This window comes from Mucilaginibacter sp. P4_G9 (assembly GCF_056400985.1).
Window position 1 is genome coordinate 1 of sequence record NZ_JBFUKF010000151.1, and the last position, 12,307, is coordinate 12,307.

The window sequence follows — 12,307 nt, forward strand, 5'->3', positions numbered from 1 at the left end:
TGCCGCCCGAGCAAAACTGGTTCTCGAACAGATTTTTAACTATAGGCTATTATGCCTTGGTCGACTTTTTTGAAGTAACACCAAAAGCCGACCGTTTCTCGGAGCTATGCGGCTGGCGTGACCTGGATGATATGCCCGAACTTCAGCTGGATCATTCCCTGATATTTAAAACCGCTTTGGATACCCTGCGCCTGCAGCTAAACTATCAGCCTATTGGCTATAACCTGATGCCAAAGGAATTTACCATGCCCGAGCTGCAAAAACTGTACGAAACCATACTGGATAAAAAATTGGACCGGCGCAATTTTCAGCGCCGGATATTAGCCTTTGGCATCCTGAACCGTGCCGAGCAGCCCCGTAAGGGAGGAGCACATAAGGCCCCTTATTTATACTCTTTCGATCTGAAGAATTATAGCAATGCTTTAACTGAGGGTTTTAAGGGGGGATGGTAAAGATTATACCCATGACGCATTTGCAAAAAAACCTTTTGTCATGCTGAACGGAGTGAAGCATCTATTATACGCAATGCTTCTTCGCCCTGTATAGTCTTCGAATAGATCCTTCACTCCGTTCAGGATGACAAACCTTTTAAAACGTCATTTCCCCTTCAGAGTCCCCGGACTTTAGTTTTCGCAAGCGCGATTTATTCACTTAGTTTAAAATTCTATTCCGCCACATACTCCAGCTTCACCTGCACATTTAAACTCTCGTTCATTTTGGCAAACTGGCCCGAGTTACGGGTAAAATCGGCGTCGGTATCCATATACATATTGGTTATTTTAACCATTTCGGGATGCTTATCGGTGCCTATATTATAGGTAAGGCCCTGGCCACTCTCTAAACTTTCTTTAAGTTCGAGGTATTGCCTGCCTGTAATGATGATCATTTTTTCTGCAGTCATTGTAATTCAATTTATAATTGGAAATACTTAAACAGGCTGATAATGGTTTAGCCGGATGTAATAATAACGTACTAACTGTTAAATCCAACAGCTTTATTTTCCTGTTTATTATATTTACCTCAAATATAACTGATAATCTGGCTTCATGATCAACCTTAAAAAATTACTCCCTGTAGTTTTACTATTGGGCACTACCATAGCACCGGCACAAATAACTTTACCTATAACCACTACCCTGCAAAAAACCTACACCAAAGGCACACGTACCAAAGGTGGTGCGCCTGGTATAAATTACTGGCAAAACACGGCAAACTATACCATAAAAGTAAATTTCGACCCTAAAACCCGCGTGCTTAGCGGCACAGTTGGTATCGATTATATCAATAACAGTCCTGATACACTTAAAAAAATCCAGTTTAAGCTTTATCCCAATATTTATCAAAAGGGTGCAATACGGGATATGGCGGTATCGCCAAACGACCTTACGGATGGCGTGCAGATCAAATCCATGAGCATAGATAACCAGCTATTAGATAGCGCAAAACGCCACATCAGCGGCACCAACATGGAGGTAAAGGTGCAGCCTGTCAGTCCTAAACAAAAAGTTCATTTAGATATTGCCTATTCCTACACGCTTAACAAAACATCACATATCCGCACCGGGCAGGTAGATGATGGCGCTTTTTTTATAGCCTACTTTTTCCCGCGTGTTGCTGTTTATGATGATATTGATGGCTGGAACGAATACCCGTATGTAGGTTCGCAAGAGTTTTACAATGATTTTTGTCATTTCAGCGCCGAGATCACTGTTCCCGGCGATTACCAGGTTTGGGCAACCGGTGATCTTAAAAACCCCGATGAGGTTTACAATCCCAAATACGTAAAACTGATAACCGCAGCGGGCCATGATGATAAAGTAACTGATATTATTACCGAAGCGAATTTGGCAGCAGCAGATATAACCAAAAAGAACCTTACCAATACCTGGAAATTTGAGGCCGATAGTGTTACCGATCTGGCCTTTGCCACCAGTAATCATTACATCTGGAAGGCAAGCAGCCTGGTTGTTGATCCAAAAACCGGCAGGCGTACCCGTGTAGATGCGGTATTTAACCCTGCCCATAAGGATTACTTCGCGGTAGTAAATTATGCCCGCAAAACGGTAGAAACCATGAGCTATAAATTCCCTAAATGGCCTTACCCGTACCCGCATGAAACCGTTTTTGACGGCCTCGACCAGATGGAGTACCCCATGATGGTAAATGACAACCCGCTGGATCAAACCGAGGATGCGATAGAATTAACCGACCATGAGATCTTCCATACCATGTTCCCCTTTTATATGGGGATTAACGAAACTAAGTATGGCTTTATGGACGAGGGCTGGGCAACTATTGGCGAATGGCTTATTAGCCCGGAGATTGACCCTACAATTGTAGATCTTTATGGCATGGGCGCGGTAAATGTTTCTGCAGGATCTGAGCAGGATTTACCGATCATGACACTTACCCCGGCATTAACCGGTGTTGGCAAATTCACCGATAATTACCCTAAACCCGGCCTGGGATACCTGTATGTAAAAGAAATGCTGGGCGACAAACTGTTTACCAAAGCCCTTCACAACTACATCAGCCTGTGGCATGGCAAACACCCCATGCCGCACGACTTTTTTAATTGTATGAACGCCGGAGCCGGCATCAACATGAACTGGTTCTGGAAAAACTGGTTTTTTGATAATGGAATACCCGACCTTGCCATTAGCAAAGTAACCCATGCGGCATCAAAGTATATCGTTACCGTTACCAGCATAGGCAACAAAGCAGTGCCCGTACATCTCACCGTTCTTTATGCCGATGGCAGCAAGCAATTGGTGGGCAAAAGCATTGCAGCGTGGGCAAAAGGCAACAAAACAACCACGCTGAGTTTCATTGCAAAAGGGGCAATAAAACAAATCTTGCTGGGCACCACTTATGATGCTGACGCAGATAAAAAGAATAATATTTGGAAACCCTGAGGTTGGAGCAAGGATTTTGGGAGTAAGGATAAAGGACAGGAAAAATAGAATCAGGAACTAACAGTCCCTCTGTCTTGATACTTGATACTAATTACTTGATACTAAAAAAAATAATGAGGCAAAAACTACCAATTGATAAATTCACCGAGCCGGTAAGTAAGTTCATACACCAGGAGCATACCAGCGGGATAGTGCTTTTTATCAGTGTTTTGGCGGCTATTATTTGGGTAAATTCTCCGTTCGCGCATTCATACCACCAGGTTTGGGATATTAAAATTTCGCTGGGCTTTGGGGGTTATGTGCTCGATCATCCATTGCACCTTTGGATAAACGACGGCCTGATGGCGGTATTTTTCTTTGTGATAGGCCTGGAGCTGAAACGGGAATTTATGGCCGGCGAGCTATCTACCTTAAAAAAGGCGTCTTTGCCCATGGTAGCCGCTTTGGGCGGGATGCTGGTGCCTGCCCTCATTTACTTTTTCATTAACAAAGGTACAAATGCCGAACATGGCTGGGGCATCCCTATGGCTACAGATATAGCCTTCGCTCTTGCACTTCTATCTATAGCGGGCAAGCAGATCCCATCCTCGGTAAAAGTGTTTTTATCGGCTTTGGCTGTGGCCGACGATTTGGGTGCCGTATTGGTCATTGCCATATTTTACAGCTCGCATATTGCGCTTGTGCCATTAACTATTGGGGTTTGGTTATTGATTATACTACTCATTGGCAATAAGCTGGGCATCCGCAGTATTGTTTTTTATTTGGTGATAGGCTTCGCGGTTTGGGTATCATTTTTACTCTCGGGCGTACACGCTACCATAGCCGGTGTACTGGTAGCCTTTACTATCCCCGCGCGTACACGCATCAACGAAAAAAGCTATGCCGAAAGCCTGAAAAAATTGTTATTCGATTTTGAAAAACAGATCCCCAACAACAGCACCCTTACAACATCCGAGCAACACCATACCATCGAAAAAATAAAAGAACTAAGCATGGATGCCGAAACACCGCTGCAAAAAGTAGAGTACGCCCTGCATCCCTGGGTAGCTTTTGTAGTAATGCCGCTGTTTGCCCTTGCAAATGCCGGGATCATTATTGGCGCCGCTTTCTTTACATCGTTGCTTAACCCGGTAAGTATGGGCGTAGCCATTGGTTTGCTTGCAGGTAAATTTGCTGGCGTTTTACTGGCAACCTGGCTAATGGTTAAATTTGGCGCGCAGCTACCCGCAAAAGCCAGCTGGAAACAAATTACAGGCGTAGCCCTGTTAGCCGGGGTTGGTTTCACAATGTCGCTTTTTATCTCTGGTCTGGCATTTACCCATCCCGAAATGGTTGACCAGGCTAAGTATGGGATTTTGCTGGCATCGCTATTGTCGGGAATTTTGGGGGTGATTGTGTTGAAGAAATCTTGATGATTGTATGAACCGGGATTTTATCTGAACCGGAATTTCTGGCAGGAATTTGCTTTTTATTGGTATTCAAAAAAGCTCCGCCGTTAAAAAAGAATTATTGAATTTACAGAATTTTGGCCACAGTAGTTGATGCATGCGCCGCGCCTGCTTTTATTATAAGGTAGTTTGTGAAATGATGTAGCCGTGAGATTGGCAGTATGCATCATTATGAATGATCTGCATTATACTATTCCAGTAGCTTACAACATATTATCCTCAAAAATACAGGTATGGTGAAATACCAACCAAAGGTGATCCGGCACATTCTTATTATCCCATTTGTATTTTAAGCTGCTATCGTACATGGTTGTTAAGGCTTTTCTATCTCTTCAATGGAAAGTTTAGTAGTTTTTGCAATAAATTCAATGGCTAAACCTTCCTTTTTGAGTTCCCGGGCAATGGCTATAGCTTTTTTATATTCACCTTGTTCAATGCCCTGTACAATGCCCTGTGCAATGCCTTTTTCCATACCTTCTTTTAAAGCATAGTCCAACACATTCTTATTATCCCATTTGTATTTTAAACTGCTATCGTACATCGTTTTTTCCTCCTTTGTCAGGTTAGTATATTCTGCAATACTGAACAATTTCTCAAATATCGGTTTCCGCAGGTAAACCGGGATCTTATCCATTTGGCTAAGGTGCTTTAATACATAAAGCCATTTATCCAAATCGGTTTCCAGTTCGGCGCCTGTTTTTACAAAATTACTTAATTCAATATAAGTATAACCCAGTTTATCGTAAAATATTTTGCCTGTATCCCTGTTACACAGGTATATATCATGCAGGTATTCATTTGCAGGGCTTACTTCAAGCGTAAAATCTTCCAGTAGGGCGATCAGGTACACCTCTGTTAAATTGTAAGCCCATTCGCTGCGTTTGCCTTTGGGTGCCTGATCACTTATGAGGCGACTGGTATAAAACAAAGCCCTTTCTTTAAAATATCCCTGCCGGCCCCGCTGCACTTCAATTATAAAGCTTTCGCCCTTATTGCCAGTGCAAAGCAAGTCGAATATGGCTGCACCTTCGTCCCTTAAATCGCCGGGGTGTTCATTTTTATTGTAAACTAAATCTACAATATGCTTGCGCCCCCTGAACACTTCATTTAAAAAAGCGATCAGCAGATCCTTATTAGGTTCGTTCCCAAATATTTTCTTAAAGGCAAAATCAACTAAAGGGTCAATGTATTTCCCTGTAACAGGCAGTTTATTTTCGGGCATAGCCAAAGATAAAGCATAATTTTGGCATAAAAACCCATCTTAGAGGTAAAACGTATGCCATTTTTAGTTCTATAATTCCTTAATCATTGTTACAGCGAAGTTAGTCAACGCCGGGATAAATATTGGAGAGCCCTGAGGATATTAACAGTTGCAAGCTAACTTGATTGCAGCCCACCTGCAAGGTGTACGACATGCAAGTCCTGGATGTTAGTAATCCCGGTTCAGACAGTTCATTTGCACATCCAACCTACGGCCTCACTAACCTCATCAAAATAACACTATGCCCGGCTATGGTTTGCTTAAATTGCTTTTTTGTAGTACCCAGATCCCTATTCGTCCAAATATCATGCAGCTTGAATGATGTCTGTTTAAAGTCGATACTAATGTTGTTGGGTTCATTTTTTATTGGATTTTCCTGCCAGTTGTAGGTTATTTGCTTTGGCGATACCGACCGGTTTAAAAAGCAAACAGCCACCTCATTATTACTCAATGGCTTAGCCCAAACTTCCAGACTATCTACCTGGTAAACTCTCGAGGCTGYTATCCCCAAGGCGTCCTGATCAATGGCTATAGCCTCCTTATTGGTGAGGATGGATTTTGTTTGGGGCGACATTTTACGCAGATCGTTACCAGCGGCTAATGGAGCGGCCAGCATACACCAGAGCGAGAAATGTGCTTTATCTTCATTAAAGTTCATGCCGTTGCCAACTTCAAGCATATCGGGGTCGTTCCAGTGATTGGGGCCATTGTATTTGGCAATAGCAGGTTGTTTATCTAAAATAGACATTACGCTTAGCGCTGTCCAGTTATTAAGGTGCTTATCCTTATCAAAACTGGCGGTGATATCGCCGGTGGTACGGTACAGTTCGCCAACACCTTTGGCCCAAAGCCAGGGTTGGTGATTGCCCCACTCGCACAGGCTAAAGGTAATTGCCCTGCCCGATGCTTTCAGCGCCTGGCTCATGGTTATATAGGCCTCACGGGTGTTAAGGCTATCGGTATTGCACCAATCGTACTTTAAAAAGTCCACACCAAAAGAAGCGTACAAACGGGCATCCTGGTACTCATGCCCACGACTGCCCGGAAAACCTGCGCAGGTTTTGTTGCCCGCGCAATTGTAAATACCAAACTTAAGCCCTTTGGAGTGCACATAATCTGCAAAAGCTTTCATGCCATTAGGAAACTTCTTAGGATCCGCCACCAGGTCGCCGTTCTTGTCGCGCTCCATAGTCATCCAGCCATCATCCAGCACAAAATACTTGTACCCGGCATCGCGCATGCCCGACGATACATAGGCATCAACCATACCTTTTAGCAATGGCTCATCAATATTGGTCTGGAAAGTGTTCCACGTATTCCAGCCCATAGGTGGTGTAGGGGCTAAATTATCTGCCCGTGACGCTGGTTGTTCTTTTGCTATCGCAATAGGCGCCGCCCCATCCGCAGTTTGGCCTATCGCAGTTCCGTAAGCTACGATGCTTACTAATGCAGCTAACAAAGTCTTATTGTATATTTTCATATAATKTTATTTTATCCGTTTTATAATTTCAATACAAGCCCTGCTGTTGTGATAAGGGCATTTCCAAAGGCCAACCTTATCTTCACCAGGCATAATGCTGCCGTCTTCCTTTATCCCCCAAAACCATTCACCGTTTTGCTGATCCAATATTTTAGCCTTTACAAAAGCCCAGTTTTTTACAGATAGATCAAGGTATTTTTGATCCCGGCTGATTTGCCAGGCGTTAAAAAAGCCCACCATCGCCTCGGCCTGTACCCACCAGTGTTTCTCTTTAATGAGGTGATGTTTGGCAGGCTCGTACTCGTACCATAAACCGCCGTCGGTATCCAGGCCTTTCAAAACAGCATCGGCTATCAAAGGGCACATTTCCTCAATATCCTCTTCCAACAATATGTCATTTATTACTTCGGCCGCTTCCAGCAAAAGCCAGGTTGCCTCAATATCGTGCCCGTATGATACCGTGTCCGATTTTCCGTTCCAGTCTTCATCAAAGAACAATACGAGGTGATGGGTTTTTACATCGATAAAATGATCGAAAAAATTCCCTATCAGTGTTTTTATCTGCTTCCGGAGTCCTTTATCGGGCCAGATCCGGTATAGGTTGGTGTACGCCTCCAGTACATGCAGATGGGTGTTCATGGTCTTCTTTTCGTTGGCGTCTTTCGCGCTCAGGCGCTGGTCGCCAATAGGTTGCCAGTCGTGGGTGAAGGCTTMCATGTAGCCGGTTTTATGCTTATCATAGCTTTTAGCAACCAGTAAATGATACAGGGCTATAGCCTGCTCTTTGGCCACGGCTAWACCAGAAGCCTTATAATATTCGCTCAGGGCATAAATGGTGAACGCGCTGGCATAAACCTGCTTTTTAGTATCCAGTTTATTGCCCTCATAATCAACCGACCAGTATACACCGCCAAATTCGGCATCAATAAAATACCTGCTTATATAATTGTAAGCACGGTGGGCCATTTGCAAGCTTTCGGCATCCGGCTTTAAATTATAAGCCGCCGAAAAGCTCCACAAGATCCGCGCGTTGAGAACCGAACCTTTGGGTGCATTGGCAGTAACATTGTTATCATTATTTATCTTACCAAAAAAACCGCCGTTTATCTCGTCTGGTGCATGTTTTTTCCAGTAGGCAACGATGTTACTTAACTCGGCAATAAGTTCGGTTTTGTAGTTTGCCAATATATCTCCGGGACCATCTGTATGTATATGCATTTTTTATAGATAAAATCCGCTACAAAGCTAAAAAGTCATTATGATGAAATGATATCAGGGCTGTTTTCTTTCAAAATTTCAAACAGCATCCTGCAAATTTTTATTCCTGTTAATAATCTCATAAACCGTATCAACCGAAGTTGACGATCTAAATCCATCCGCAGGGGTATTCACCACATAATCAACCAGTTTATCAACTGTGGTGGTAGCTACATGCATGCGTGAATCTGATGAAGCGTAATAAATAAATACTTTACCATCATCATCTGCTATCCAGCCATTACAAAAAACCACGTTTGATACATCACCTACCCGTTCTTCTCCCTCGGGTGCTAAAAAGTAACCGCCGGGCTTGCATAAAACTTTGGTGAGGTTATGCAGGTCGGTCATGAACATGTACAGCACATAACGCAACCCGGCTGCGGTGTTACGTACGCCATGCGCCAGGTGCAGCCATCCGTTGCCCGTTTTTATAGGCGCCGGGCCCTGGCCGTTTTTGGCTTCGTAAACGGTATGATAAATTTTATTATCGATGATAGTTTCCTGGTCAATAACCGCATTTTCCATGTTATCGGTTAAACCAAAACCAATACCTCCACCCGTACCCGCRCTGATAAAACCATCCTGCGGACGGGTGTACATGGCATATTTACCCTCCACAAACTCGGGATGCAATACTACGTTCCGTTGCTGCGGCGAATTGGTTTTCAGATCGGGCAGGCGTTCCCATTGCACCAGGTCTTTTGTGCGGGCAATTCCGCATGCGGCAACAGCCATTGATTGGTCGTGAGCAGGGGCGGCGGGGTCTCTCCTTTCGGTGCAGAACAGGCCATAGATCCAGCCATCCTCGTGCTGCGTTAATCGCATATCATATACATTGGTATCAGGCTCATCCGTTTGTGGCAAATCGATAGGATATTCCCGGAAAGTGAAGTTGCTCACGCCATCGGGACTTTCAGCCACTGCAAAAAAGGATTTACGATCTGCTCCTTCCACACGAACCACCATCATATACCTGCCATTAAACTTTATAGCGCCGGCATTAAAAACCGCATTGATGCCAAAACGCTCCATGAGGTATGGGTTGGTAGCAGCATCCAGGTCATACCGCCAGTTGATGGGGGTATGTGCCGCCGTAAGCACCGGGTTAATATAACGATCAAAAGCACCATTACCGGTACCGGCTGTTTGATTGGGTTTTGTTATAAGTTGCTGTTGTTCCTGTTGCAGCAGGGCCAGCCTTTGTTTAAATTCAGGGGTCATATATATCTATGCTATCAATAATCTTTTAATTTATTCCACCAGGTTCTTTTCAGGATCAGCATGATCACAGCCAGCAAGGCTACGGTTACCAGCAATGGCATTTTTTGGTTGAGGATGAGATACATGGGCAATATGGTAAGGCACAATTGCCCTATTGTACCTATTACCACGTTGAACATATTCAGTTTGAAGTTTTTATTGGGCACAAAGCTTGCATCCCGGGCCATTACCAGTTTTTTAACCGGCTGCCAGAAACCCCAGGGACGTACATTGCTGTAAAAAGCTTTTAAAACCTCCATATCGGTAGGTGCGCTTGCATAGGAGCCTATAACCGAACCTGCCATCGAGATTAAAAACAACACCGGGAACCAGTACAGCAACGCACCGGTTGGAAATAGCAGCGGAAACAGGAAGGATAACCCTGAGAATATCATCGACGATAAAATGCCGGCCAGCATGCCATAAAAGAAGCCATTGGCATTAAAGCGCCACCAATGCCATTTGAGCACATTGGATGCGATGTAGCCGCCATAAAGCGCCGATACGATCCATTGCAGTACGCTGTTTACATCCTTTACAAAAAAGCCCAGGACCACCCCCACTGCCACTACAACTACCCCAACCARGTAATTCATGGTGATAATTTTTTTGGTAGATGCTGCAGGGTTATAGTATTTAAGGTAAATATCGTTAACAATATAAGCCTGCGCCGCATTCATGGTACCGCTGAATGTACTCATGAAGGCCCCTAATAAACCGGCAAGCAACAAACCCACCAACCCTACAGGTAAAAAGTTATTGATAACTGCCGGCAAAATCCTTTCAAAATCGATACCTCCGGCAGCATCTTTCAGGTTCATTTCATGGTAATAAAGCAAACCCAATATGGTTAAACTTACAATAAGCGAGTAGCGGATAGGCAGCAGGATAATGCTTACAAATCCGCTCATTTTACTGGCTTCCTCGGGCGAACGGGTTGAGAGGATCTTTTGCATATCATAATTCGGCGCCGGTCCGGCCAGCGCCGCGAAGAACCCTTTGAATGTCATCATCATAAAAAACAAGCCGAACAGCGAGTAGCCATCATCCTGTATTTTTTGGTTAACCTCGGCAATAATGCCCGACCAGTTCATATCCAGGTGCTTACCAAAAAATGGGCTGTACCAACCGTCGGGCACGTTGAGGTTATGCCCGGTTAACTTGCTGGCAGCAATAAAACCTATCCAGATACAGGCAACAGACATAATGCCGTACTTAATCATATCGCCCAAAACAATACTATGCATGCCGCCCAAAATGGAATAGAACATAGCAAACAGCGTAAATATAATGCCGTAAATATGAGGCACATACTGCGGAGCAACATTGAAGGGAACGTAGACCTTCACTAAATCCCAGGGGATAAAGATCTCGATGAACTTGCCCAGGCCAATAAACCCATAAGCCAAAAAGCCCAGGCAGCTTAATAAAGCAAATGCGATCACTATTTTGTGTGAGCTACCTACACCCGGGCCGGTTTTTCCAAAACGGGTAGCCAGCCATTCGGCGCCTGTGGCAGCATTTGAGCGGCGCAGCCAGCGCGAGAGGTACATCATTAAAAACACCTGGTTAAATACCGGCCACAGCCAGGGAATCCAGATACTCTTCATGCCATACACGAAGCACAGGCTCACCATCCACATAGTGCCGCTGATATCAAACATATCCGATGCATCACTCAACCCCAGCTTATACCAGGGCAGCGATTTACCACCAAGCATATAACTCTCCTTATTTTCGCGGGCCTTTTTACGGTACCACAAACCAATAAAAATGGTGCTTAGCAGGTACAACACTATGATGGTAACATCAATTAAGTGTAGCTTCATTTATTTTAAATAAATTGTTATTTTTTTTAACCTTTTCTCGACTTTTCTTATCAAAAACTCGAAAAAAGTGTATGTTTTTTCTCAAAACYGGCCAATTCAAAAGTGAGCTTATTACCGTCAATTTTATAATACTTTTTTAACCTAATATTTTAATTATTGGCGATATCAGTGCATTTTCAAATCTTCAAATCACCAAATTTTCAAATTGCTTAAATAAACACCCTGTTGCCGGTGTACGTTTCCCTGAACTCCTTGGGAATACACAGCTTTTTGCGCTTAAAGATCCTGTTGAAATTAGAGATGTTGTTAAACCCGCACTTATAAGCTATTTCGGCAACGGTGGCGGTGGAGTCTATCAGCATGCGGGAGGCATGGCCAAGGCGGATCTCGTTTAAACTATCGATAAAGGTTTTACCCGTGCGTTTTTTGATAAACCGACTGAAGGAGGCCTCGGGCATGTTGGCAATTTTTGATACCTCGGCAAGGGTTACCTGTTTGTTGTAGTTTACATTCATATGCTCAAATACCTTTTCGATACGGCGGCTGTTGTAATAAAACTTATCGTTGGTAAAACTCGGGTCAGATAACATCCTCATATTGCGCGATATAGACAGGTCGTGCAGGATAGACATCAGCTCGAGCACCGAATCAAAGCCGCTCTTTTTATCCAGGTTTATGATCCGGTCTTTCAATGCGAGTATGGTTTCGGGCGAAAAAACTATCCCGCGCAGCGAGCGTTCCAGCATGCTTTTTACAAAGCTCATCTGGTTACGTTTCAGAAATTTTTCATCAAACAAATCTTTGTGAAACTGGATGGTTACCTCCGTAATCTCCTCGCTCTGGCATTGGTGCGT

At 44.0% G+C, this 12,307-nt stretch carries 10 protein-coding genes; 3 read left to right on the forward strand and 7 right to left on the reverse strand.

Going from position 1 to position 12,307, the window contains the following annotated elements; all coding sequences use genetic code 11:
• A partial coding sequence (locus AC1DPZ_RS14165; RefSeq protein WP_477404400.1) for an NUDIX hydrolase occupies positions 1-452 on the forward strand: 452 nt, incomplete at its 5' end.
• A 212-nt stretch (positions 453-664) separates the two neighbouring features.
• Here the strand turns inward: AC1DPZ_RS14165 and AC1DPZ_RS14170 are convergent.
• The gene (locus tag AC1DPZ_RS14170) at positions 665-901 is read right to left on the reverse strand and encodes a hypothetical protein (protein ID WP_477404402.1); all 237 of its coding nucleotides are present in this window, start codon (positions 899-901) and stop codon (positions 665-667) included.
• A 145-nt stretch (positions 902-1,046) separates the two neighbouring features.
• Between AC1DPZ_RS14170 and AC1DPZ_RS14175 the strand changes: the two genes are divergently transcribed.
• Together AC1DPZ_RS14175 and nhaA are read left to right on the forward strand one after the other, a co-directional pair.
• The gene (locus tag AC1DPZ_RS14175; protein WP_477404404.1) at positions 1,047-2,915 is read left to right on the forward strand and encodes a M1 family metallopeptidase; all 1,869 of its coding nucleotides are present in this window, start codon (positions 1,047-1,049) and stop codon (positions 2,913-2,915) included.
• Positions 2,916-3,028: 113 nt separating this feature from the next.
• Positions 3,029-4,327, forward strand: a complete 1,299-nt coding sequence (gene nhaA, locus AC1DPZ_RS14180; protein ID WP_477404406.1) for a Na+/H+ antiporter NhaA — start codon at positions 3,029-3,031, stop codon at positions 4,325-4,327.
• A 349-nt stretch (positions 4,328-4,676) separates the two neighbouring features.
• Here nhaA and AC1DPZ_RS14185 read toward each other — a convergent pair whose 3' ends face one another.
• From AC1DPZ_RS14185 to AC1DPZ_RS14210, 6 genes are all read right to left on the reverse strand, one after another.
• Positions 4,677-5,585: an Rpn family recombination-promoting nuclease/putative transposase gene (locus tag AC1DPZ_RS14185; RefSeq protein ID WP_477404408.1), complete on the reverse strand. Its 909-nt coding sequence runs from the start codon at positions 5,583-5,585 to the stop codon at positions 4,677-4,679.
• Between the two features lie 247 nt (positions 5,586-5,832).
• Positions 5,833-7,104, reverse strand: coding sequence for a glycoside hydrolase family 27 protein (locus AC1DPZ_RS14190; RefSeq protein ID WP_477404410.1), 1,272 nt, complete (start codon positions 7,102-7,104; stop codon positions 5,833-5,835).
• A 6-nt stretch (positions 7,105-7,110) separates the two neighbouring features.
• Positions 7,111-8,322, reverse strand: a complete 1,212-nt coding sequence (locus tag AC1DPZ_RS14195) for an AGE family epimerase/isomerase (RefSeq protein WP_477404412.1) — start codon at positions 8,320-8,322, stop codon at positions 7,111-7,113.
• A 78-nt stretch (positions 8,323-8,400) separates the two neighbouring features.
• Entirely contained in the window at positions 8,401-9,585 is a 1,185-nt protein-coding gene (locus AC1DPZ_RS14200; protein WP_477404414.1) for a glycoside hydrolase family 130 protein, read from the reverse strand.
• Between the two features lie 14 nt (positions 9,586-9,599).
• Complete coding sequence (locus AC1DPZ_RS14205; RefSeq protein WP_477404416.1) at positions 9,600-11,453, reverse strand: sodium:solute symporter family protein; 1,854 nt, start codon at positions 11,451-11,453, stop codon at positions 9,600-9,602.
• 209 nt (positions 11,454-11,662) lie between these two features.
• Positions 11,663-12,307: helix-turn-helix domain-containing protein (locus AC1DPZ_RS14210; protein ID WP_477404418.1), on the reverse strand; the 645-nt coding region annotated here is incomplete at its 5' end.

Excerpts from the sequence above, each read along its gene's own strand:
- AC1DPZ_RS14170 (WP_477404402.1), bottom strand. The coding sequence starts at position 901 with ATGACTGCAGAAAAAATGATCATCATTACAGGCAGGCAATACCTCGAA.
- AC1DPZ_RS14175 (WP_477404404.1), top strand. The coding sequence starts at position 1,047 with ATGATCAACCTTAAAAAATTACTCCCTGTAGTTTTACTATTGGGCACT.
- nhaA (WP_477404406.1), top strand. The coding sequence starts at position 3,029 with ATGAGGCAAAAACTACCAATTGATAAATTCACCGAGCCGGTAAGTAAG.
- AC1DPZ_RS14185 (WP_477404408.1), bottom strand. The coding sequence starts at position 5,585 with ATGCCCGAAAATAAACTGCCTGTTACAGGGAAATACATTGACCCTTTA.